The sequence below is a fragment of the Sphingomonas sp. So64.6b genome, from assembly GCF_014171475.1.
GTDB classification, from domain to species: Bacteria; Pseudomonadota; Alphaproteobacteria; order Sphingomonadales; family Sphingomonadaceae; genus Sphingomonas; species Sphingomonas alpina_A.
This window is the reverse complement of record NZ_CP048817.1, coordinates 768,565-792,634: the sequence shown is the minus strand read 5'-3', so window position 1 is coordinate 792,634 and position 24,070 is coordinate 768,565. Positions and strand designations below refer to the sequence as shown.

Here is a 24,070-nt window from a genome sequence, read left to right as displayed (position 1 = left end):
GACGTCGTCGATCCGGGCGACGAGTTCTCGCTCGCTCCAGCGCGCGGCGGCCGGCGACAGCTTGTATGATGCGGGCAATTAGCTTCCTGAATCAAGCGATAGTTCATAGCCCGTGATGCGCCTCGAACAGGGCTATAAGCCCAGCAGGCGCCTTTTAAACAGCCCCTTGACCAGCAGATCTTCGAGGATTCGTCCGACGAGATAGAGAATGGCGAAGATCGCTGCGAAAACATAGGCGGATGTGGGCGAAGGTTTCTTGTCGTCCTCTTTGGACTTGCCGGCGCCGTCTTTCTTAGGCTTTTCGGGTGCGGGTGCGCCCAGAGCCTTGTCGATCGGGTTCTGCAGCAGTTTTGCATCCTTTTTTTCGTGCTTTTTCGACGCGTCCGCAGCTCTCCCGGACTTGTCCGCGGTTTTGGTTGACGGAATTTGGAGTTCAACCACGGCTACGGTGAGCTGAGCGAATCCCAGAAACAGCAGCGGCGCGAGAAAGCAGAACATCAACGCCCGGCTGGTCAGCTGATAGCGCAGCACGGAGCCGGCCGCGCCTTTTTCAATCTGCAAGACGCCACCGTCGAAAACCGACATCTTGTCCTGAGCCGCCTGACCCGTCTTGCGGAAAGTAAGTGTGTCGTTTGTCCGTTCGTGGCTGGTGCCAGTGAGGCGGAACAGCGGAGCGAGCTTGTCAAAGGCATCATCGCTCGATTGTTTCGGAGCGAGCTGCAGGCTGCCCCTGATGTGCCAGATCCAGTCAATGGAACGCGGGGCCACATAACCTCCTATTGAAGATGCCATCTTCAAGCCGGGCCGCTCACGGCGGCATCGGCCCGGGCATGACGAATGGGAAAACGGAGGTTGCGCACGCGGAGCCGTTGCATCACTCGGCCGGCACCGCCGACGGCCGGCCAAATCGTTCCCTGATCGTCTTCCAGCCCTCGGTGAAGGGATGGGTCATCTGCTCGCGGATCGACATGCGGCGTCCGCCTTCCATGCCCAGCAGTTCCGCCTCGCCGTCCACGCATGTGCCGAACATGCGATCGATGAAGATATAAGTGCCGGAATAATTGCTGCGGGTGGCTTCGTAGTCCTGCGAATGATGCAGGCTGTGATGTTCGGTGGTGTTGAACAGGAAGCGCCACCAGCGCGGCGTGTTAAAGCGAACATTGATGTGCTGGTAGGTTCCGACCGCCAGGCCTATCGCGCCGGCGAGCAGGGCGGCGCGCGGCAGGAAGTCGAAGAAGCCGCCGATGCCGAGCCCGATCAGAAAGAGCTCCACCGGATTGCCGACCGCACCCTTGTTGATGTTCAATTGGGTGATGTAGTGGTGCACCGAATGGGGCAGCCACAGCGGGTACCAGTTATGCATCCCGCGATGCATCCAATATTGCCCGAAATCGAAACTGAACGAGATCAGGAAGGCCTGCACCAGCAGCGGCAAGCCCAAGAACCACGCCAACTTGTCCCAGTTGAAACCGTGCTGGACAGCTTCAATCACGGCATCGCTGCCGATATAGCTCTCGATCAGGTTGAGCAGTGTATAGCCGAGCCCGACATAGAACAGGTCGGTGGCCAGTTCCTTCCAGGTCAGGCGCCAGCTCTCGTAGCGCGGGTTAACCCATTCGAGCGCCAGCAGCAGCACCTTGAAGCCGATCCCGATGCCAACAGCGGTTGATGCCTTGGCGATGGAGTTGGGCGCATAATACCAGAACGCGATCAGCGCGAACAGCATCGTGGGCTGGAACCAGGTGAATACGAACTGTTTGACCGGGCCGCCTTCCACCCGGGGTATGTTTTCCCATCCCACTGTGACCGGTGCCTGGGTGCCTATCAGCCTTTTACCTACACGAACTCCATCCATACGCCTGCCCTTCGCAAATGCTTGCCCGGTCTCTTGCGGTCTTGTCCGGCACGCCATGGGACGAAGAGGATGTCCGCAGCCCATTGGGCGTAATATCAATTCAGCATCGTGAACACGGACCCATCACGCCAGACGTCATTATTGTATATAGCCCATAGATGCTGCCTATGCCCTAGCATTCGTGAGCCCTTGTGCTTCCGTTCTGCACCCGATGGTTGCGGGCGACGGCCGGAAGGCCACTGAGCGGTCGCTGCGGGCATCGAGATGTCGAGGACCTTGAGAAGGTGGAACTCGGTCATTTCCGCCGCTGATAACCGGGTCGGAGCAGACATAGGGGCAGACACGGCGATATTATGTTTTGCATCAATCTGATCTATGGCCATGCGATGATCCCGTGCGATCCGTGATTGCGCAGGCACACCCCGGTGGCAGATCGACCGGGCAAGGAAAGGCGATGCATGAGCGATCCGACGCCGTTCACCGACAAGAAATTCGCGAGCCGTGTCGACTGGAACCTGATGCGGACCTTCGTGGACATCGTCCGCGCCGGCGGCATCGGGGCGGCCGCACGGCAACTCAACCGACAGCAGCCGAGCATCAGCGCCGCGCTCAAACGGCTCGAGGAGCATGTCGGAGCCAGCCTCCTGCGCCGCACCGCCACCGGCGTAGAGATGACTGCGGCGGGCAAGGCGATGATGGCACTGTGCGAGGACATGCTGGAATCGGCCAGGATGATGCCGCACCAGATCGCGCAAGCGACCAAGCGCGTCGAAGGCATTGTCCGCATCCAGATCGTATCCGGGCTTGTGTCGATCGAGTTCGACGAGGCCATTGCCAGCTTTCACCGGCGCAATCCCGAAATCCACATCGAGATCCGGGTTTCGCCGTGGCGTCAGGTGCTCGATGCGCTCGAGCGGGGCGAAGTGGAGATTGGCGTCGGCTACGACAACGGCGTCCGCGGAAGTCTGATGTACGAGCCGTTGCTCGTGGAGCGCCAGCAGCTCTATTGTGCGCGGAGCCATCCCTATTTTGGCTATCGCGCGAGCCGGTTCAACGAACTCAAGGATGAGGGGTTCGTGCTGACCGGCGATGACGAGATCGAATTGATCACCCAGCTGCGTCGTCGTTATCGGCTGGGCACAAAGGTAAACGGGCTGGCGGAGGACATAAACGAGGCGCGTCGCTTGATCGTTCACGGGGTTGGCATCGGGTTCCTCCCGATCTATGTTGCCGAGGATGATGTGGCCAAGGGGAAGCTCTGGCCGATGCTCCATGCCGACTTCGAGCCGTTCTACGATATTTTTCTCCTCGCACGCTCCCAGCCGGCGCGGGACACCGCAACGCAGCTTTTTTGGGACGAGGTCATCAGGCGTATCCGCGCGCAGCATAGGTCATAGGATCAATCTATGCCTTTCATCGTAAGTTTGCCCCTGCCATCATGACGCATCGCAACGCAGAGTAGAAGCTCTGACGGAGCTGCCGCGATGCAAAGCATGAAGAACAAGGTCTTCAACCTGATTCCGCCCGCGATGATTGCGATGGTGCTGATGTTCTGGGCATTCGGTCCCGAGGCGTTGCTCAAGAACCCATGGACGCTGGTCGGGGTGTCGCCCCTCATCACAATAACGGTCCTGCTGCTCGAGCTGGTCAACGAGCGGCATGCCGGGTGGCGCATGAACAGGCAGGAGTTCTTCACGGACCTGTTTTATGTCGTCCTGAGTGCAACCGTAATATCGTGGATCGCCGAGAAGGTGGCCGAAGACCCTTTGACGGCCATCAAGGCTTCACTGGGCATTTCCACCGAATGGGCCATGCATCTGCCCTGGCTCGCGCAGGTCGCCCTGGTGATCTTCCTTATCGAGTTCGGCCAATACTGGATGCACCGGCTGATGCATAATTGGCATCCATTCTGGCTGACCCATGCGCCGCATCATCACATCACGCAGTTGAATGCCGCAAAGGGCGCCGTCGGTAATCCCATCGAGCTCTTTCTCATCACCCTCAGCGTGATTGCACTGTTCGACCTGGATAAAACTGCCATGTTCGCTGCATTCGGTACCACGGCTGTTGTGTCGACGTTCGCCCATGCCAATGTGCGCGCCGACCCGCCGATCTGGTATTCGTTCTTCTTCACGACGATCCGGCACCACAGCCTGCATCATTCGACCGACTATGACAGCACCCGGTCCAACTACGGCAATTCGCTGATCCTGCTTGATCGCATATTCGGCACCTGTCGCGACGGCGAAGGCGTGTTCGTGGGTCAGGACGATCGCAAGCGCTTGTCGATCCGGGAGCAGACACTGTTCCCGTTCCAGTCGATGATCGATGCCTACAAGACCCGACGGGCAGCATCCGGGTCTACCAATGGACTACCTGCGAGCGGACCGCTGGAGCTTGGCGATATCCCTGCCGGCGATGCCCGGGATAGCGTGAAAGGCACGGCCACCGCATGACAGCCGCGCGCTCGGGGCAGATCAGCGCGGCGCGGCGCGCGCTTTCCCGGGGTGATGTCAATGCGACCCACCAGTTTGCCGCGATGCTGGTGGCCGAAGATCCCAAGGACGCCGAAGGCCACTTTCTCCTCGGCATCGCAGAATCGAGCGCCGGGCGCGTTCAGACCGGAATCCAGCATGTTGGCAAGGCGGTGGCGCTCGATCCGCAGGGCGAATACCGTGCGCAGCTGGCCAAGCTCTTCACGCTTATTCGCCGCGACGGCGATGCGGCCGCGACGCTCCACGATGCCGAGCAGGCGCTACCCAGCGATGCGCTCAGCCGCGATACGATGGGCTGCGTCTATGCCCGCCTCGGCGACCACCTGGCTGCGCTCACCCATTTTACCGAAGCGGTGCGGCTAGAACCCCGAAACACCGAATATCGCTACAATTTGGCGGCGACCTTCAACTTTCTGGGCCGGACCGACGAGGCAGACGCCGCGCTGGAGACGCTGATCGCGCTGGCGCCGGGTGATGCCCGCGCCCATCATCTCCTCGCCGGGCTGCGCAAGCAGACGCTGGAGCGAAATCACCTCGAGCGGCTCGTTCGAACACATGCCGGGTCGCGGGACGGGCACGGGAGACTGCTGCTCGGCTATGCAATGGCGAAGGAGCTGGAGGATATCGGCCAGCCGGACGAGGCGCTGGACAGGCTTTGTGCCGCGAATGCCGAACATCGCAGGACGCTGCCTTACGCCTTCGCACGTGATGCCGCGGTGTTCGACGCAATCGAAGCGAACTGGCTGAAGCAGGCGTCGCCGCCCGCCCCCGAGCCGCCCTCCGACGCACCGATCTTCATCATCGGCATGCCGCGCACCGGCACGACGCTGGTCGACCGTATCCTCTCGTCGCATCCGGACGTCGAAAGCGCGGGCGAGTTACAGGCCATGCCTCTCGCGGTGAAGAAGGCGGCGGGCACACGCAGCCCGACGGTCATTGACCCCGAAACGATCGCCGCGGCTGCGATCAGCGATATGGGGGCGGTCGGGCGCGACTATCTGCAGCGTGCACGTCACCACCGACGCGACCCCGCCCTCAGGTTCACGGACAAGTTTCCGGGCAATTTTCTTTATGCGGGGCTCATCGCGCAGGCGCTGCCCTCGGCCACGATCGTCTGCCTGCGCCGCCATCCCATGGACACCGTGCTCAGCAATTTTCGCAACCTGTTTGCGGTCAGCTCGCGCTACTACGACTATAGCTACGACCTTCTCGACATCGCCGCCTATTATGCCCGCTTCGATCGGCTAATGAGCCTGTGGCGCAAGGCCCTGCCCGGCCGCGTGATCGAAGTGCGTTACGAGGATCTGGTCGCCGACCAGGAAGAGGAAACCCGGCAGCTCCTGGCCCATTGCGGACTCGCATGGTCGGACGACTGCCTGTCGTTCCATACCAACCAGGCCCCCGTCTCGACCCCGAGCGCCGCGCAGGTCCGCCGACCGATTTACCAGGACTCGGTTGCGCGGTGGAAGCGGCACGCGGCGGTTCTGGAGCCGGTCCAACGCTTCTTCGAAAACGCCGGCATCGATCTCGACTGAAAGGAGCGCGCGCCATGCCCATGCCTTCATACTCTCGCAAGCGGACATTCGACCTGGCTGCAGTCGCCGGCCTTGTCGCCGGCTTCTCCTCGTCAGCATATGCCGCGACCGAGCCCAGAACGCGGCTGGTCGCCTGCGAGGCCGGAAGTTGCCTGCTCGTGACGGGGCGCCGTGCGAACACGGCATCTGCGGTGAGCATCAACGGGCGCGCGGTTTCCACCGACGGGGCGCGCAAATGGCGCGTCCGCGTGCCGGTCGATACCGTGCGCGAATGGTCCGCCCCCTTTGCAAGGACGATCACCATTTCGGTGGCCGACGCCGAAACCCGGACTGACACCACGGCGGAGGTGGATCTGCCGATCGGATTGCTAGGACAGGTCGAGAATCTTGCTTCGCTGGTCGTCAGCGCCAAGTAATACTCGGGTCCTCGATAAGTAATAAAATCACAAACCTCTGTTCAGTATTGTAACTTTCATTGCCTGGCACTATGTGAGCGGCAGTCGCCGGAGAGCGACACCCGTTCCGTATAGGAGAAGATGATGAAAATTGGCCTCATGGCCCTGGCCGCATTCGCCCTGGCGACCTCAGCATCCGCAGGCGCCACTGACAATCCCTTCGCCCAGGACAAGGCGACGCTCAATCTCAAGGGGCTCGATCTCTCGACCGCCGACGGGCAACAGCGCCTCGCCATCCGTATGGATCAGGCCGCGCGCGCGGTATGTGGCGAGCGTCTCGCGAGCGTGCACCTTGCCCTCGAACGTCAGGCGCAAGACTGCCGCACCGCAGTGATTGCGGATGTCCGCGCCCAGATCGAAACCCGCACTGCGCATGCCGCGATCGCTTCGCCGGTCCACTTGGCGTCCGCGCGCTAAACTCTCAGCCTCGTTCCGCAGCCCGGAGTCCGGGCTGCGGACGGCTCATTTTTTGAACTGCGCAGGCTTGGGCCACCAGGTTAGCGTGTGGACATCATGGGCCGACGTCCACAGGCCCGCGTGCGTGTAGCGTAGCGCGCCGCTACCTTCCGGCTTTCCCACACGGGTACGAACCGTCAGTGTTTTCGGATCGATCACGGCGAAGGTTTGATCCTCGGTGGTCCGCAGCCACACCATTCGGCCACCCGTGTCGATGTCCCCATATTTCAGCGCCGCGCCGACCTTGACGCGGCCGGATATCTCGCCGCTCCGCGGATCGATGCGAGCGACGGTGCCGTCGCCCTGCTCCTGGACCCAAACCGCGCCCGCGCCGGCAGCAAGGAAGCCGGGTTCCTTGCCCAGACTGGTGCGCTTGACGACCGTGTTCGTCCGCGGATCGATGCGCTGAACGGATTGGCCTTTGCTGCTGACTGCCCAGAGCGACCCATGGCCGAATGCGAGATAATAGGTTCCGGGATCCACCGTGATCGACGCCGTCACGCGGTTGCTCCGGGGATCGATACGGGCCACCACGCCCTTTTCGTCGCTTGCGACCCAAATCGATCCCGCCCCTGCCACCACGTTGAGCTCCCCGGCAGGATTGGCGATCCCGGTGGGGATCGTGGCGATCTTCTGCGCCGTGCGCGTGTCGATCCGAACGATTGTGCCGTCCTTGCAGTCGGCGACCCACAGGGCATGGCGAAATATGGTCATCGCGCCGCAGGGCTTCGACATGGCCACCTCGGCAAGCTTGCCCTGTCTGGACCAGCGCTCGACCCGTCCAGCATTCGTCGTCCAGACCGTATCGCCATCGACCGCCAGAAAGTCAGCGAATCCGGGCACGGTTATGACCTGCTCGGTCTGTGCTCCTGCAGCAGACGCAATCGAGGTGCAGCCCGCTGCCGCCGCCATGACCATTCCCCTAAGCTTTTGCATAACTTCCCCTTTCGCCTCTGGTGGCGGCCTTCGGTGCACCGTCAACCGCGCTGCGCGATGTAGGTGCGCCACGCGCCGAGGCTGGTGATGTCCTCGGCATTGGTCAGCGCGCGCGGCTCGGCGACGAAGCCCTTCACGCTACTGCCATCGGCCAGCGTCACCGTGCCGATCGCGAGCGGTGCCGGCACCTCGGCGACGAAGCTGCCGAATTCGGCTACGCCCAGCTCATAGACCTCGACTGCGATCGCCCCGCCATCCTCGCTATGCACCAGCGCGGGCTTGGGCGGCACGCTGTCCGCCATGGCGTAGAGCCGGTAGGTCGGCGCGGTGTCGAAAGCGCCGACGAACTTGGCCTCCCGGGAGGTAAGTTGCCAATGAAGCGGCATATCCTTCAGATGAGCGCCGACAACGGCGAGTTTCACGGTCTGCATTTTACCCTCCAGGTCGAGTGGTGGTGGTGACGAAAGATCCGCTGCGGAGATGTACGCATCCGCCGCGTCCAGCAACGCGACGTCGCTGTCCGCCGGGCCGATCAGCGTGATGCCAAAGCCGGTGGCATTGGTGCGGATCCCGGCCGGTACGGCGACGGCGGCCATGTCCAGCAGGTTCACGAAATTGGTGTAGAGGCCAAGATTGCTGTTGAGCGCGACTGGCGCCGCCAGAAGCTCCGCGACGCGGTAGGTCGTGCCGGTCGTCGGGAACGCCAGCATGTCGATTTCTCTCCAGAGCGTGTCGGCATTGCGCTTGAGCTCGGCCAGGCGATAGATGCCGTTGAACAGATCGACGGCGCTCATCGCCGCACCCGGCTCGACCACGGCGCGGACAGTCGCATCGACGGCCTCGGGATTGTCGGCCAGAATGCCCGCCATGGCGGCGGTCCGTTCGGCCACCCAGGGGCCGCTATACAGGAGCTGCGCGGTCTCTTTGAGCGGCGCCATGTCGATCTCGACGACGTCCGCCAGGCCCGCGAGCTTCTCCAATGCGCTGTCGTAGAGATATTCGGATTCGGCATCGCCGAACCAGACACGCTGGTCACGGCGCGGGACGCCGACGGTCTTGCGCCCGAGCGGTCGGTTCGCCAGCGCCTTGGAATAGGGGTCGGCCGGATCGAAGGCCGCTATCACCTGATCGACGAGGCGGGCGTCCGCTGTATCGTCGGTAAAAACAGTGATGCAGTCGAGCGTGCGGCATGCCGGCACCAGGCCGCGCGTGCTCCAGCGACCCTTGCTCGGCTTGAAGCCGATCAGATGCTGAAAGGCCGCAGGAACGCGGCCCGAACCGGCAGTATCGGTCCCAAGCGCGAAAGGCACCAGCCCGGCCGCCACTGCGACCGACGAGCCCGCGCTCGATCCGCCGCTGACATAAGCGAGATTATAGGCGTTGCGAGGACTACCATAGGGGCTGCGCGTGCCGTTCAGGCCAGTGGCGAACTGATCGAGATTGGTCTTGCCGACGCACAGGGCGCCGGCCGTCAGCAACCGCTCTACGACCGTGGCGGAGACATTGGGATGATAGGCGAACGCTGGGCAGGCAGCCGTGGTCTCGAACCCCGCGACATCGATATTGTCCTTCACCGCGAACGGGACGCCGGCCAGTGGCAGGACGTCTCCGGCCGCCACGCGCGCATCGACGGCGCGGGCCGCCACGATGAGTTCTTCCGGTGTCGCCCGGCTGATCCAGATCTGCGGCTGCACGGCATCATAGGAGACGATGCGCGCCATCGTCTCCTCGGCCACCGCGACAGCGCTCGTCCGCCCCGCGTTGACGGCGGCCGCGATCGCGACCGCGCCGCGACGATCCACCATGGTCATATATGCCTCGTAAGCGCCACCATCGGCGCGCCGGGTTGGAGCGACTGGGTCTCCCGGACGTAAAGCGCCGCGACCGTTCCCGCCGTGGGACTGCCGACAGCGCATTCCATCTTCATCGCTTCGAGAACGGCGATCGTATCGCCGGCCTTCACTTCGTCTCCGACCGCAACGAGCAGCTTCCAGACGCTCCCGCCGAAAGGCGCCTCGACCAGGTCGGCGCCATCGGGGATATCGACGAGACCGGCCTGAGGCGCCTCGGCCTCAGTCAGGTCGGTGATCCGGTCGAACTCGCCACGCCGCTGCCACTCGCTGCGCTCCTCCTCGAACGCGACCTGTCGCTGCGCTTCGAAAGTTGCAATCGGCTCCGCATTCTGCGCGAGGAAGGCGCGGTAATCGGTGAGACGGAATTCCGATTCCTCGATTCGGATCGAGCGCCGGCCGGTTGGAAAGTCGCGGCGCCAGTCGGTGAGTTCATCCGCACTCACGGGATAGAAGCGGATTTGATCGAAGAACCGCAGCAGCCACGGTTTTCCTTCGATAAAGGCGTCGGTCTGGCGATGGGTGTTCCAGACCTGAATGGTTCGGCCGAAGAGCTGATAGCCGCCCGGACCTTCCATGCCATAGATGCACATATAGGCACCGCCGATGCCTACGACGTTGGGCGGCGTCCAGGTACGGGCGGGATTATATTTGGTCGTGACGAGTCGGTGCCGCGGATCGACCGGCGTTGCTACGGGCGCACCGAGATAGACATCGCCAAGGCCCAGCACGAGGTAGTTCGCCTCAAAGATCAGGTTCTCGACCGCAGCGACGTCGGGCAGGCCATTGATCCGCCGGATGAATTCGATGTTGTCCGGGCACCAAGGCGCGTCGGCCCGGACCGCGCCCATGTATTTCTCGATCGTCTCGATCGTCGCCGGATCGCGCCAGCTCAGCGGAAGATGGACGATGCGAGAGGGGATGGTGAAGTCCTCAAGGTCCCCTAGCCGCTCCTCGGCGGCGATCAGCGCGGCCAGCGCGGCACGCTGGTTCATCACCGCACCATCGAAATGGACCTGCAGCGAGCGGATGCCTGGCACGATATCGACGATGCCGGGCAACGCGAGCCGCTCCAGCTCCGTCATCAGAGCGTGCACCCGAATGCGGAGCTCGATGTCCAGCACGATCGGCCCATATTCGACGAGAATGTTCCGGTCGCCCTGCTGGCGATAGACGGTTCGCGGGCTGCGCGGCCGTTCGGCGATCTCGGCAAGAATGGGGGAAAGTGTGTCCAGGGGCCGGGCGGAACCCAACCCGGGCATCATACCCGTTGCGATCAGCTTGCGCTGCAAGGTGTCCGCCATGGTCGCATCGCCGATGTTGACCGGTTCGAAACGGATCTTGTCGCCGGGGACCAGCTGGCCGATCTTCCAGCGATCGGCGGCAATGACCACGAAGGGGCAGACGAAACCGCCGAGAGATGGGCCGTCCGGGCCGAGGATGATCGGCATGTCGCCGGTGAAGTCGACGGCGCCGATCGCATAGGGATTATCGTGGATGTTGGAGGGGTGCAGGCCCGCCTCGCCGCCATCCGCGCGGGCCCATCGCGGCTTGGGTCCGACAAGGCGGACGCCGGTACGATTGCTGTTGTAATGGACCTGCCACTCGGCAGCCACGATCACGTCGATATCCTCGTCCGTGAAGAAGTCGGGGGCGCCGTGCGGGCCATAAAGGACTCTTATGGTCCAGTCAGTCGACAGATCGGGGAGTTTCACCGAAGGGAGAGGCTCCTCGGTCGCTTCGCCAGCCAGATGCAGCGTGTCGCCAGCCAACAGCCGGCGGGCGGCATGGCCGCCGAACTGGCCTAGCTCGAACGTGCTGCGGCTGCCGAGATAAGGCGCGATGTCGAACCCGCCCGCGACGAGCAAATAGCCCCGCATGCCGCCGCCCGAGGCGCGGCCAAGGACCAGCGTCTGCCCCGCACCGACATCGATCGCCGCGCCGCGCGGAAGCGGAACGCCATCCAGCGTCGCGCCGAAGTCCGCCCCCGTCATGCAGATGCGCGCAGGCGCGATAAAGGACAGTGTCGGGCCTGTGAAGGTGACCTCCAGGCCCGCCGTTCCTTCAGGGTTTCCGAGCAACCGGTTGCCGAGACGAAAGGACTGGTCGTCCATCGGCCCGGATGGCGGGACCCCAACCGCCCAAAGCCTTTGTCGGCCCGGCCAATCCTGCACGGTGGTCGCCGTGCCGCCGGTGATCACTCGGATGCTGCGCGGGCTGTAGGCGATATCGTCAAGGACGCGGGTCGAAACCTCGCCACTGACGAATGCCGGCGATCGCACCACGTCGCGGAGCCATCGCAGGTTCGTCTCCATGCCGTCCACGCGGCTTTGCCCGACGGCCGCCTGCGCGGCTAGAACCGCTTCCGCGCGGGTCGGCGCGTGTACGATCAACTTTGCCAGCATCGGGTCGTACCAGGCGCTGACCGTGCTGCCCGCCATGCACCATGTCTCGACCCGGATGTCGGCGGGAAATTCGACGGCGGTCAGCGTGCCGGACGTGGGGCGATAGTCGAGCGCCGGATCTTCCGCATAAAGGCGGACCTGGACGGAATGTCCCTGCGGCCTGGGCGGCTCGGCATCGAGGAAGGCGAAATCCTCGGCCCCACCGCGGATCATCCATTCGACGAGGTCGATGCCCATCACTTCCTCGGTGACACCGTGCTCGACCTGGAGGCGGGTGTTCATCTCCAGGAAGAAGAACTCTTCACGCCCGGCGTCGTAGAGGAACTCGACCGTACCCGCCGACCGGTATTGCGCCGCCTCGCCAAGCCGGACGGCGGCCGCGATGAGGTCATGGCGCACAGTATCGGGCAGCAACGGTGCCGGCGCCTCCTCAACGACTTTCTGGTTGCGGCGCTGAAGCGAACAATCGCGTTCGCCCAGCGGCATGATCCGGCCCTTGCCATCGCCGAATATCTGCACCTCGATGTGCCGGGCTCGCCTGACATACCGCTCAAGGAAGACGCCCGCATCGCCGAAATTGCCCAGGCCTTGGCGGGCCACGGCGGCGAATCCTTCGCGGACGGCCTCCTGGTCCTCACAGATACGCATGCCGATGCCGCCGCCACCCGCGGTCGCCTTCAGGATCACCGGGAAACCGATATCCTGCGCGGCCAGCACCGCTTCGGCTTCATCCGTGAGCAGGTCCGTGCCAGGCGCTAGCGGAACGTCATGGGCGGCGGCGAGCGCGCGTGCGCTGTGCTTCAGGCCGAAGGTACGAATATTGTCCGGTGTGGGGCCGATGAACACGATGCCGGCGGCAGCGCAGGCCTCCGCGAAGTCCACATTCTCCGCGAGGAAGCCATATCCCGGATGGATCGCGCCGGCGCCCGTCCTGCGTGCCGCTTCCAAGATCGCGGCGATATTGAGATAGCTCTCCGATGCCCGCGCGCTGCCGATGCAAACAGCCTCGTCCGCCTGAGAAACGTGGAGCGAGCCCTCATCCGCTTCGGAATATACCGCGACCGAGCGCAGGCCCATGCGCCGCAGCGTGCGGATGATGCGGGTAGCGATCGCACCCCGGTTGGCGATCAGAACGGTATGGAAGGTCATGCGGTCACGATCATGCGCACGGGCGTTGGGTTGAACCCGTTGCAGGGATTATTGATCTGCGGGCAGTTGGAGACGACGACGATGACATCCATCTCCGCGCGCAGGTCCACGGTCAGCCCGGGCGCGGATATCCCGTCGACGATCCCGAGTGAGCCGTCCTCTTCGACCGGCACGTTCATGAAGAAATTGATGTTGGAGACTATGTCGCGCTTGCCTCTCCCTTCGGAGAGGTTCGCTTCGAGGAAGTTTTCCACACAGGCATGCTCGGCCTTGGTGTGATGACCATAACGCAGCGTGTTGGATTCACACGAGCATGCGCCGCCGATCGTGTCGTGATAGTCGACCGAAGTGGCGGCGATGGTCATCATCGGCCGGCCTTCATTCGATCGCAGCACCGTCCCCTCGCGAAGGAACAGATTGCCTTGCGCTGCAACCGTGTCCTGCGCGCTGTAGCGTTCCGCATCATCGTCGGCGGCGTAGAGAAGAAAATCGACGGCCTGGTTGCCCTCCAGATCAATGATTCGGAGGGTCTGGCCGGCCGCGACATGATACAGCCAAGGCGCCCGCGCGGGCACGACCACGTCGTGGACGACGGTGCCGGAAAGGCCGGACAGGTGGGGATCAACGCTCATTCGGGCCTGTTCCTTAGCTAGCGACGGAAATAGTCTTCGACGTTCTCGAAGGCGCGCAAGCCCTCCGGCGTCGCGTGGCGGATGGGATCGTCGGTCGGCGTGACGGGACCGCGCCAGGCGGTCGCGCGCAGCGGTGTTACCGTCCACTCACTGCGCGGATCGAGAAGATGCGGGCAGTTCGCAATCACGACGATCACGTCCATTTCCGCGCGCAGCACCACAGCCCGGCCCGGCGCAAACGGCCCGATCTGCGGCACGATCGCCCCGTCGGCTTCGATCCTCGCGCCCTTGAACAGCGTCACGCAGGGATGAATGTCCCGGCGCTGAAGCCCATGCTTGGCCACGCCGAGGAGGAACCGGTCGCGCCCGCTGGGACAAGGGCCGCTATTGCTGCCGTTTCCATATTTGGCAGCGTTGGTCGCGGCGTTGGAGGTCCCGCAAAAGCTGTCATGGGTGCCCGCATCGTCTTCCAGGATGCTCATGAGGACGCGCCCCATGTCCGACAACAGCAGTTTGCCTTGGCCGAGATAAGCGTTCCATTGCACCTTCACCGTGTCCGCGACGTTGAGCCGTTCGATCGGTATCTCGGCGTTGAAGATGAGCAGCGAAGCGCAGGCGTCGCCCTTGAGGTCGATCAGTCGCAAGCGAGCGCCGCGTGCGAGGCGCCGCGTGGCATAACCGCCCGCCGCGATCGTTTCTTCCCACAGCAATGCGTCCGCAGGCACGCCGTCCGGCAGGTCGTCGGCAATCGGCGGCAGCACCGGCATCGCTTCCACGACCCTGCCCGCCATGCCCCGGGCATGATCGCGCGCAGCCAGCGGATTCGCGAGGATATCGGTCATGCGGCCGCTCCTTCTGCCTTGCCGCTCTCGGCGTCCTGCTCATGCAGAGGCGGCAGGAGGGCGGTGGTCGCGACGAGTTCGAGTTGCTGCACGCCGCGGACGCGCCGGAGCGCGTCGCATAATTCCTTCAGCCTCACGGCCGGGCCCTGCACCAGCAGAACCTCGAGCGACTGGTCATCCTCCAGAAACACGTGCTGGGAGGAGATGACCTCCTTGAGGTAACGGGCCTGCGTTTGGGCCAACTGATGCCGCACACGGCCGCGATCGCCGCGATAGACCATCGTGATTGTGCCAGCGAGCAAGTCGTCGGGCCGAGTGAATGCCTCATGCTGGGCAAGGGCCTGACGGATCAACTCTGCCATGAGCTGGGAGCGCGACGGCAGTCCACGCTCCTCCACCATCATATCCAGCTGGCGAAACAGATCCCCGGGAAGGCTCATGCTGAGCCTGGCCAGGCCGGCGGGTTCGGTACTCATGTCCAGTCCTCAACTAATTGATAGTGTTTCGTTTGTCGGAATGCCGGGCTCTTCATCGGTCGTGCGGTCGACCTTGTTTCGGAGCGGAAGGTCATAGACGGCCGTCGCACCAAACCGGTGCGGCGCGTGCGGGTCGTGACGTCGCTTGTCCAACGCGACCACCCGCGTTCCGAGCCCGAAGGCCTCGCGGATATCATGGGTCACCATGATGATTGTCAGCGAATAATCGCGCCAAAGCCGGGTGATGAGTTCGTGCATGTCCGTGCGGATACCGGGGTCCAGCGCGCCGAACGGCTCGTCGAGCAGGAGGATGCGCGGACGCTTGATCAGCGCCTGGGCGATGGCCAGCCGCTGCTGCATGCCGCCGGACATCTGCGCGGGATAGAGGTGGAGGCTGTCGCCCAGACCGACCGCGTTCAGCATCTCGACCGCTTCGTCCATGGCCGCGCGCCGCGCCGCGCCGAAGAGTCGGGCCGAAAGCGGCGCCTTTGCGCATTCGAGCCCGAAAACCGTGTTGCGCAATACCGACAGGTGAGGAAACACCGGGTAGCGTTGGAAAACGACGCCCCGGTCCGGGCCACACTCCGGCGTGAGCGGGGTCCCGTCGAGGAGAATGGTTCCGCGGGTCGGTATTTCCTGGCCGAGAATGATGCGCAAAAGGCTGCTCTTGCCCGCGCCCGACGGCCCGATGATCGAAACGAAGGAACCGGCCTCGACGTCGAGGTCCACCCGCTCGAGGACGATCTTGTCGCCATATTCGACCCAGATGTTGCGAAGGCCGAGGAGCGCGCTCAATGGCTCGCTCCATGCGCCCAGGGAAACAAGCGCTCGCTCAGAAAGACGAGCGCCACGTCCACCAGGATCGCCAGGACGGCGATCCAGACGACATAGGGGATGATGACGTCCATGGCGAGGTAGCGCCGAACGAGAAATATCCGGTAGCCCAGGCCCACATCGGATGCGATCGCCTCCGCGGATATGAGGAACACCCATGCCGGACCGAGCGACAGACGCATCGCGTGGAGAAGGCGCGGCATGGCCTGCGGCAGCGCGACGCGGATCATGATCTGCCAGCTGCTTGCACCTAAAGTCTGGGCCTTGACGATCTGCTCTCTCGGCAAGGCGCCGACATGGGCGGCGATGTCGCGCACCATGACGGGCGCAATTCCTATGACGATCAGGGCGATCTTTGCCGTTTCACCCAGTCCCAGGGCGATGAAAAGGATCGGAAGAAGGGCGATCGGCGGGATCACGGCAATAGCCGTCACCAGCGGCCCCAGCGTGGCGCGTACCGGCGGCAGAACGCCCAGCACGAGTCCGATAACGAGCGCCGCCAAGGTCGCAATCCCGAGCCCGATGCCCAGCCGCTGGAGGCTGGCCAGCGTATCGGCCCAAAAGAGCAGCTGGCCGGAAAGCTGGTCCGGCTGAAAAAGAAGCGCGGACATGGCCCGGGCCATGCCGCTGGGCAACGGGAGGATCTTGTCTACCGGATTCGCGGCGTGGCGCTGCGCCGCCATGAAGAGATACAGCAGCAGCAGAAGCAGGATCGGCAGCGAACCGAACAGGATACGGTCGCTCCGGCGAACTTGACGATTCACCCAACGCATGTCGTCACATCACCTTCGATAAGGCCGAGCAAGGGACGATAAAGCCTAGCAAGACCGCGATCAGAGCTTGCCGTCGGCCGCCAACTTCATGAAGCTCTCGTCGAATCGCAGCGTCACGCGCTTGGGATCGCCAAGGGTCTTTCCGCCTGGGAAAGCCATGCCGACTGCGCCGGCAGACGACGCCCCTTTGAACAGCCCCTTTGAAAAGCTGAAATCACGCACCAGCGTCATGGTCGCCATGAGCGACGGCGCCGATGTCGCCGCCACGGCCGCCTTGGGATCGGAATAGAGGTAGGTCGTCGCGAGCTGGCTGTCGAACGCCTGGGGACTCGTGCCGGCCAGCTTCGCCATGGCTGCGCGGGCTTCCTTGCCCTTCGCGTCCTTACGATTCATCAGGGCCGTCGTCTCATACCAGATCCCGGCGAGCGCCTTGCCGAGGTTCGGATTGGCCTTGAGGGTGGCGGTATCGACGACCAGCAGGTCGAGGATTTCGCCGGGAATGTCGGCGGAACTGAAGACCTGCTTCACGCCCGGTTCCGCCTTCATCACCGAAAGCTGCGGGTTCCATGCGACAGCAGCCTTGACGTCCGGGCTGCCGAACGCGCCGACGATGTCGGCATCGGACGTGTTCACGGTCTTGACGTCCGTGGCCTTCATGCCGACCGATTCCAGTCCGCGCGCCAGCAGGTAATGGGAGACCGACAGCTCGACCAGATAGACTTGCTTACCCTTGATCGCGCTGAACTGGTCCGCGCCCTTGAGCAGGATGCCGTCGTTCCCGTTTGAATAATCCCCGACGATGATGGCGCTGGTGTCCTTGCCGCCTGCGGCCGGGATCGTGAGGGCATCCATATTGGCGACGGTCACGCCGTCGAACTTGCCGGCGGTGTACTGGTTCACCGATTCCACATAGTCGTTGACCTGAACGATGTGGATCTTGATCCCGTACTTGTCTTCCCACTTCTTCACGATACCGGCCTGCTGGGCATAGGGCCACGGCATCCAGCCGGCGTAGATCGACCACCCGATATTGAACTCGTTGCGCGGCGCCGATTTATCGCCAGGCGCCTGGGAACACGATGCGACCAGAAGCGCTCCGGCCATCAGCGCCATTGCGCTCGCCCTGCCAAACCCCTTGATCATGATTCGATCCCCTTTCGCATTGCAGCATCTCTGCAATCGATAGGTTTGTCCATTAAAAATATTACCGATCGTTATGTAGGTAATACCCCCGGCGTGAGGCAGTCCGTCGCGGGAATCGATATGGGCTCATCAATTCAGACGGGCACGACATACTGACGCCATGCTCGAGAGGGCCACATTCTGCGATTTTCGCGAATGAGCACCGTTCCCGCGACTCGGTTGTGACGATTCGGAAATCGGAGGACGTGACAGCGATTCGATGGGATTTCGGGAGCGGTTTGTGGTCGGCACCGCCGACGACGACGCGTTCATGCCATTTGAAAAACGACGATTTTGTGCGCTGCAGCGTAATTCCACTTCATACTGAGCAACTGCAAAATTATTACGCTTGACGAATTCTGTAATATCCATACCTTTTGATCGGTGCTCCGTGAACGAGCGGAAAAGGAAGGGTTCGACAACGCCGGTCATCACCGGCTGAAGATGGGGGTCTCGTGGATCGGAAGCTGGTCTACAATGCTGCTCTTCTCGGCAACCGACCGCTGATCGTCAGCGATGTCCGGCTCGCAGGCCGGTTGGGTTCGTCATGCGACCTTTCAGGCATGTACGACCCTTTTTTGGAGGCTTGGAGCCTCGTCAGGCCCGTCGCACGCAGCGGTATGGATCATGGAATACTGAAGACGACAGGACACAAATCGACCGAAAGGGCGCCGGCTTAGCCAGAGCGTCAATGGGGGAGGATGTCACTTTTCGACGGGCTCAATAGCAAGGGGTCGAAGTGACTATGACATTGATTCGTAACACATTGCTTTGTGCGACCATGCTGATGGGCGTCGGGACCACATCGGCGTTCGCGCAGGAGGCGCCTGCAGACAGCAGCGCCGGGGGCGATCCCAATGATATCATCGTGACGGCCTCGCGCCGTCAGACCACGTTGCAGGACGCGCCAATCAATATCAGCGCGGTCAGCGCGGAGCAGCTCTCCAAACAGCGCATTGATGATATCAAGTCGTTGGCCGCCTTCACGCCGGGCATGACGGTGGTGGACACGGGGCCGGCGTCGACCGGCACGGTCATCATGCGCGGCCTCAACTCCAGCGACACGAGCGTCACTGGCTCGCAGCGCGAGAGCGCGGTGGGTGTATATCTCGGCGAAGTCCCGCTTTATTACGATTTCAAGTTGATCGACATCGCCCGCGTCGAAGTGCTGCAAGGTCCGCAGGGCACGCTTTACGGGCTCGGCACGCTCGCGGGTGCGGTGCGCTACATGCCCAACCGTCCGAATACCGACGGCGCGTCCGTCGACGCGCATGGTCGCCTGTTCGGCATGTCGCATAGCGGGAGCTTCGGCTTCAACGGCGACATGGCGGTCAACGTGCCGATCGTGACAGATCATATCGCGTTCCGCACCGCAACCGGCTATTTCGACAGCCCTGGCTTCATCGATTACAATTATCTGCTGCAGCAACCGGGCATATCCGACCCGCAACCCGTGCGTGGCGCGACCGCTGCGCTGGGCTCGTTCGGCACGGCTGCGGATCAGGCCGCCAACTTCACACGCAAGAAGGACGTGAACTTCGAACAGACGTTTACGACGCGCAACCAGCTCCTTCTGGAAGCTAATCCGGACATCAAGCTCTACCTGACCTATGCGCATCAGCAGACCAAGACGGGCGGTCGTCAGGCCAATGGCGCCGGGGTACTGGGCACCGGCGAATACGAGGGTCCGTGGCGATATCTCGAGCCCACTAACCGCAAGGCCGATCTCTATGCGGCCGAGCTCAACGTCAACCTGTTCGATTTCGCGCAGCTCGTCAGCACGACGGCCTATACGAACCAGAAGATCACCCAGCACCGCGACAATACCGACCTGCTGCTCGATCTCGATTATGGCTATGAGGCTTTCCCCGCTTTCTCGTCCTACAACGACTCGACCGCATATTATCGCCAGTTCAACCAAGAGGTTCGCCTGGTTTCATCGCATGGCGGCCCGTTCAGCTGGGTGATCGGTGGCTTCTACAACAATTTGAGATACTATAATAACTATCTGGAACACACACCCGGCTTCGCCAACTTCGCCGGGGTCAACCGACCGGACGACCTCGAATATATCTCCTTCGTCAATACACGCACCAAGGAGAAAGCGGTCTATGGCGAGGGCACCTTCCATATCACCGATGCGTGGCAGGTGACCGGCGGCATCCGTTATTTCAAATATGATGCGTTCGCGATCGGAGGCACCGACACGCCGCTGTTCGGTGGCGGTCTCATCCGTACGCCCTATCCGCTGATCCAGTTCGCCCCGAGTCGGGTCAAGTCGGGCAGCACCGGTGATGACGGCGTCGTCTGGAAGGCAAACACGTCCTACAAGTTCAGCAGCGACCTTCTGGCCTATTTCACCTACAGCACCGGCTATCGCACCGGCAATGTGAACCGCGTCGCACCTTGTATCCTGCCGTTGCCGCCGGGTCAGAACGTCTGCGCGCTTCCCGGCGAGCTGGCCTATGGCCCGGACAAGACCCGCAACATGGAAATCGGTGTCCGCGCCTCGCTGTTCGACAAGCGCCTTCAGTTCAGCCTGGACGGTTTCCACGTCGACTGGAACGACATCCAGGTCGCGAGCCAGACGGTGAACGGCGCCACGGGCATTACAGTGAATGGCGGCAAGGCCGTATCGCAGGGCGTGGAATTCACCGGCCAGTTCAAGGTCACGCCGCGGATCCTGGTGCAAGGGACCTATTCCTATACCGACGCGCACTTGACCGAGACCGCGCCGGGCGTGATCGTCAGCCAGGGCGTTCAATATGACGCCCCGAACGGTGGTCGCCTGCCCGGATCGACGAAACACGCGGGCAGCGCCGGCATCACCTATACCCAGCCGCTGGCCGACGGTCGTGACCTGGAGTTCAACTGGACCGCAACCTACACGGGGGACATCTATTCGCGCATCGGCCTTGCCGGCAATGGCGAGATCATCCCCGACTATACCACGCACCGCGCATCGATCACCTATCATTCGAAACAGGTCGATATCAGCCTCTTCGCGGACAACATCTTCGACAAATATGCCGTCATCGCGGTCGAGAACGACCGCAGCTCGTTCAATCAGGTCCGGACTGACGTCGTCGAGCGCTATTATGCCTATGGCGTGCTGACGCCGCGGCGGGTGGGTATCGACTTCCGCTTCCACTACTGACGCGGGTCATCAGGCTGGAGGGCTCGCCACGGGCAGGCCCTCCAGCGTAAAATCGTCGGCAAACGCGTATCGTGAAAGGTCTCCAACAGGATGGCATCCGGCTTGGCATTTCACCAACTTGGCATGACAGTAAAAACCTGCCTGTCAGTCGGCTCGCTGTTCGCTTCGGCCGTCAGCGCCCACAGCATTCCGCTTCCCGAACTGTTCCAGAAAACCTGGATCGACGGTACACAGCCAAACGAGCCGGATGCACAGGTCCAGTCGCTCGATCGCGACACGTTCGTCATCCGGCAATCGATCAAGACCAATTTCGAGGCGCCATTCCTCTATCTGATCTTCGGGCGCGATAAGGTGCTGTTGGTCGACACCGGCGCTGCAGGCGGCCGGATCAGACCGGTTGTCGACCGCCTCGTGAAGGAGTGGCTAGCTGCGCATCATCGCACCACTATCCCGCTCGTGGTCGCGCACAGTCACAGCCATGGCGATCATATCGCGGGCGATGCCGCGTTTCGCGATCGCCCCGATACCATAGTCATGGGGCTCAAGTCGGCGGACGTGGCGGGGTTCTTCGGCATCGGCAACTGGCCGAACGAGAGCGCCCGGTTCGACCTTGGCGGCCGCGTTCTCAACATTGTGCCGACGCCGGGACACCAGGCAGCCTCGATCATGATCTATGATCCCAGATTGAAGATCCTGCTGTCCGGCGACGTCCTCTATCCCGGCCGCCTGTACGTGCCGGTCAATTTCATGTCGGACGAACGCGCCAGCATCGATCGCCTGGCGGCCTTTGCCGACACGCATCCGATTAGTGCGATACTCGGCGCGCATATCGAGATGATGCGTACGCCCGGGCGCGATTATCCACACGAAGCGACGACGCACCCCGACGAGCATCGTCTCGAATTGCCGGTCGAGAGCATCGGCGAACTGCAAACCGGCTTGAAGGCAGCGCTCGATGTCCCGGAGCAGCCCCAGATCCATGATCGTTTCATTATCTACCCGGTAGCGCCGCGGGCCGAGTGACGACGCCAGGAAGATATTATCCGCAAGCTGCGTAAAACGGGAATTGTGCGGGCGCAGGGGGGCGACGATTGGTGATGTCTGCGCCGCATCGTGGCTATGGAACAGTCGAGGGAGAGCATCCGCAGCATCGTCGTCTTCTAGGGGTCGGCAAGCCGGTCCCCGACCTGCAGAGCGTGTTGTGCGCGGCAGGGCTGCGCACCGCCTGGCGCTTGGTGCATCCGTCCCGACGGATGCCTGTACAGAGTCAGGCTGCGGCGCTTGCCTTTGCCGCAAGGTTCACCTGGGCCCTGCCCTGTGTCTCCTCGGCGGCGCGCGCCATAGTCTCCCACGTGATTGCGGAGCGCTGATGCATGTCGCGGCGGTTGGGCAGGTTGGTTTTTTCGGCGGCCGCGCGCTGCGCTGCGGCATTCGCCCGATAGGTCTCGATGGTCGTCATCGCGGTCCTATCGCTGAAAATCACCATGCCGTCGAATCCCGGATCGCCCAGCCGCTCAAAAAAGGCCATCCCGGCGGCGACGCAAGCGGCGGGGCGGCTGCCGGACTCCCCAAAAAGGACAACGATCATGCCACCGTGGCGCAGGATGACAGGGCTTTGCGCCCAATCGGTCAGCCTCGCAGCTGTCGTTCGTGCGCGTCGGCGATGTTGCCGACCTGATCATTCGCGTCCTGCAAGCGCTCATGGCTCACGCCGGATCCGGTGGTCCAAAGTCGACCGCGTCATCGCACGTGGCTTGAGGCCAATTGGGCCTGCCCGGCGACAATGGTCGACCGTATCGTGCTCGCGGCAACGATGGCTGACCTGAATCGCGTCGCCGGTCATCTCGGACTGCGCGACGAGGCGCGGTCATGACTGAAACCTTCAGCCAATGGGTGATCGAGGATAGCTTTGCGGGTGAGCGACCGCGATGGGAGGTTGGCGGCGCCCAGATCGTCGCTGACGTGCGCCCGTTCGAAACCGCGAAGCTGCGTATTCTCAACGGTGCCCATTCGGCGCTCGCCTATCTTGGCTTGGCGAAGGGCCATCAGTTTGTCCACCAAGCCGTCGCCGATCCAGCAATCCGCCCTCTGATCGAGCAGCTCATGCGCGGTGAGGCGGCGGCGAGCCTCGCCATCACGGCGGGACAGGATGTCGATCGTTATGTCGACGCGCTGCTTGCCCGCTTCGCCAATGCAGCGCTTCCACATCGCCTGATTCAGATCGCGGCTGATGGCTCACAGAAGATTGGCCCGCGATGGCTCGAAGCGATTGTCGCCAATCGCGCGCAGGGGCGCGAAGCGCCGGCCACACTGACCGCGCTCGCGGCCTGGATCGCGTTCGTCAAGGGCGATCGCGGAGAGGTGAACGACCCGCTGGCGGAAGCGCTCGCCGACGCGTGGCGCGGCGCGAGTCCGGAGCGCATCGTGATGACATTGTTCGGGCCGCGCGGCATGTTCGGCACGCAATGGCAACTCGACAGCGCACAACGCGACCTCGTCGCCAGGGCGGTCGCGGAGCGTATCTCGATCTGACCGATCGTCCGGACGGACGTGGGAATCCTCAAACTCGGCAGCAGAGCGATCGCTAACCGCTCCGCAACGCGTAGCGAAGCATGATCGGCGTCACCACAGCAGCAAGACTCGCGCCATATCCAGCCTTGAGAGCAAGCACGCACCAGAATGGCAATACCTCAACCGCGGTCACGCCAAGCAGGACCACATGCAGCGCGACGCCCATAGCCGCGGCAAGCAGCGCCGCTCCAATTGCGCGCGCGGCCAACGGCCAGCTTGCCGCAGGCCCGGAGATCGGCGCGATCTGCCCCGTTGCCAACCGCCGCCGCGTCAAAAGGCCGGGAACGATCACACTCATCAATGTTATCATGAAGCTCTGTGGAGCCGCGTCCAGGATCACCGCGCGCACCGCAACGGATGACGAGCCGCCGAGCGCCAGCCAGGCAAACGCGATGCTTATCACAGTGTTGATAGCGACGCTGATCAGCGTCTCGATCGTGATATAGCGGCGTTGCGGCGGCGTCATA

Annotated in this window: 21 protein-coding genes; 8 read left to right on the top strand and 13 right to left on the bottom strand. The window is 62.9% G+C overall.

Going from position 1 to position 24,070, the window contains the following annotated elements; all coding sequences use genetic code 11:
• Nucleotides 1–132 precede the first annotated feature (132 nt).
• Complete coding sequence (locus G4G27_RS03655) at nt 133–768, bottom strand: hypothetical protein (RefSeq protein ID WP_183112094.1); 636 nt, start codon at nt 766–768, stop codon at nt 133–135.
• 106 nt (nt 769–874) lie between these two features.
• Nucleotides 875–1,855 carry a sterol desaturase family protein gene (locus tag G4G27_RS03650; RefSeq protein WP_183112093.1) on the bottom strand — a complete coding sequence of 327 codons (981 nt, stop codon included), beginning with the start codon at nt 1,853–1,855 and terminating at the stop codon, nt 875–877.
• Nucleotides 1,856–2,313: 458 nt separating this feature from the next.
• Between G4G27_RS03650 and G4G27_RS03645 the strand changes: the two genes are divergently transcribed.
• The 5 genes from G4G27_RS03645 to G4G27_RS03625 all read left to right on the top strand — a co-directional run bounded on the left by G4G27_RS03645 (nt 2,314) and on the right by G4G27_RS03625 (nt 6,757).
• Nucleotides 2,314–3,252 (top strand): LysR family transcriptional regulator, encoded by a 939-nt coding sequence (locus G4G27_RS03645; protein WP_183112092.1) that lies wholly within the window; start codon nt 2,314–2,316, stop codon nt 3,250–3,252.
• 87 nt (nt 3,253–3,339) lie between these two features.
• The gene (locus G4G27_RS03640) at nt 3,340–4,311 is read left to right on the top strand and encodes a sterol desaturase family protein (protein ID WP_183112091.1); all 972 of its coding nucleotides are present in this window, start codon (nt 3,340–3,342) and stop codon (nt 4,309–4,311) included.
• Nucleotides 4,308–5,885, top strand: a complete 1,578-nt coding sequence (locus G4G27_RS03635; protein ID WP_183112090.1) for a tetratricopeptide repeat-containing sulfotransferase family protein — start codon at nt 4,308–4,310, stop codon at nt 5,883–5,885. Before G4G27_RS03640 ends, G4G27_RS03635 begins: the two co-directional genes overlap by 4 nt.
• 14 nt (nt 5,886–5,899) lie before the next feature.
• Nucleotides 5,900–6,301: a hypothetical protein gene (locus G4G27_RS03630; RefSeq protein WP_244624542.1), complete on the top strand. Its 402-nt coding sequence runs from the start codon at nt 5,900–5,902 to the stop codon at nt 6,299–6,301.
• Nucleotides 6,302–6,424: 123 nt separating this feature from the next.
• Nucleotides 6,425–6,757 (top strand): UrcA family protein, encoded by a 333-nt coding sequence (locus G4G27_RS03625; protein ID WP_183112089.1) that lies wholly within the window; start codon nt 6,425–6,427, stop codon nt 6,755–6,757.
• Nucleotides 6,758–6,802: 45 nt separating this feature from the next.
• Here the strand turns inward: G4G27_RS03625 and G4G27_RS03620 are convergent, their stop codons facing one another.
• The 9 genes from G4G27_RS03620 to G4G27_RS03580 form a co-directional block, all read right to left on the bottom strand.
• Nucleotides 6,803–7,708, bottom strand: coding sequence for a YncE family protein (locus tag G4G27_RS03620; protein WP_244624541.1), 906 nt, complete (start codon nt 7,706–7,708; stop codon nt 6,803–6,805).
• A 65-nt stretch (nt 7,709–7,773) separates the two neighbouring features.
• Nucleotides 7,774–9,543, bottom strand: coding sequence for an allophanate hydrolase (gene atzF, locus G4G27_RS03615; RefSeq protein WP_183112088.1), 1,770 nt, complete (start codon nt 9,541–9,543; stop codon nt 7,774–7,776).
• Nucleotides 9,540–13,136 (bottom strand): urea carboxylase, encoded by a 3,597-nt coding sequence (uca, locus tag G4G27_RS03610; RefSeq protein ID WP_183112087.1) that lies wholly within the window; start codon nt 13,134–13,136, stop codon nt 9,540–9,542. Before uca ends, atzF begins: the two co-directional genes overlap by 4 nt.
• Nucleotides 13,133–13,768, bottom strand: a complete 636-nt coding sequence (locus tag G4G27_RS03605; RefSeq protein ID WP_183112086.1) for an urea amidolyase associated protein UAAP2 — start codon at nt 13,766–13,768, stop codon at nt 13,133–13,135. Before G4G27_RS03605 ends, uca begins: the two co-directional genes overlap by 4 nt.
• 17 nt (nt 13,769–13,785) lie before the next feature.
• Complete coding sequence (locus G4G27_RS03600; RefSeq protein WP_183112085.1) at nt 13,786–14,610, bottom strand: urea amidolyase associated protein UAAP1; 825 nt, start codon at nt 14,608–14,610, stop codon at nt 13,786–13,788.
• Nucleotides 14,607–15,086 carry a CopG family ribbon-helix-helix protein gene (locus G4G27_RS03595; RefSeq protein ID WP_183112084.1) on the bottom strand — a complete coding sequence of 160 codons (480 nt, stop codon included), beginning with the start codon at nt 15,084–15,086 and terminating at the stop codon, nt 14,607–14,609. The genes G4G27_RS03600 and G4G27_RS03595 overlap by 4 nt, the downstream gene beginning before the upstream one ends.
• A 9-nt stretch (nt 15,087–15,095) precedes the next feature.
• Nucleotides 15,096–15,881 carry an ABC transporter ATP-binding protein gene (locus G4G27_RS03590; RefSeq protein WP_183112083.1) on the bottom strand — a complete coding sequence of 262 codons (786 nt, stop codon included), beginning with the start codon at nt 15,879–15,881 and terminating at the stop codon, nt 15,096–15,098.
• On the bottom strand, nt 15,878–16,693 hold the full coding sequence (locus G4G27_RS03585) for an ABC transporter permease (protein WP_183112082.1): 816 nt from the start codon (nt 16,691–16,693) through the stop codon (nt 15,878–15,880). Before G4G27_RS03585 ends, G4G27_RS03590 begins: the two co-directional genes overlap by 4 nt.
• Before the next feature lie 60 nt (nt 16,694–16,753).
• A complete protein-coding gene (locus G4G27_RS03580) occupies nt 16,754–17,836 on the bottom strand; it encodes a putative urea ABC transporter substrate-binding protein (RefSeq protein ID WP_183112081.1) in 1,083 nt (360 codons plus the stop codon).
• 784 nt (nt 17,837–18,620) lie between these two features.
• Here G4G27_RS03580 and G4G27_RS03575 point away from each other — a divergent pair.
• Nucleotides 18,621–21,032: a TonB-dependent receptor gene (locus tag G4G27_RS03575; protein WP_183112080.1), complete on the top strand. Its 2,412-nt coding sequence runs from the start codon at nt 18,621–18,623 to the stop codon at nt 21,030–21,032.
• Nucleotides 21,033–21,155: 123 nt separating this feature from the next.
• Nucleotides 21,156–22,055, top strand: a complete 900-nt coding sequence (locus G4G27_RS03570) for an MBL fold metallo-hydrolase (RefSeq protein WP_183112079.1) — start codon at nt 21,156–21,158, stop codon at nt 22,053–22,055.
• Between the two features lie 244 nt (nt 22,056–22,299).
• On the opposite strand, the gene G4G27_RS24115 is transcribed toward G4G27_RS03570, so the two are convergent.
• On the bottom strand, nt 22,300–22,620 hold the full coding sequence (locus G4G27_RS24115; protein ID WP_244624540.1) for a hypothetical protein: 321 nt from the start codon (nt 22,618–22,620) through the stop codon (nt 22,300–22,302).
• 281 nt (nt 22,621–22,901) lie between these two features.
• Between G4G27_RS24115 and G4G27_RS03560 the strand changes: the two genes are divergently transcribed.
• On the top strand, nt 22,902–23,564 hold the full coding sequence (locus G4G27_RS03560; RefSeq protein ID WP_244624539.1) for a hypothetical protein: 663 nt from the start codon (nt 22,902–22,904) through the stop codon (nt 23,562–23,564).
• 52 nt (nt 23,565–23,616) lie between these two features.
• On the opposite strand, the gene G4G27_RS03555 is transcribed toward G4G27_RS03560, so the two are convergent.
• Complete coding sequence (locus G4G27_RS03555; protein ID WP_183112078.1) at nt 23,617–24,069, bottom strand: hypothetical protein; 453 nt, start codon at nt 24,067–24,069, stop codon at nt 23,617–23,619.
• Nucleotide 24,070 lies beyond the last annotated feature (1 nt).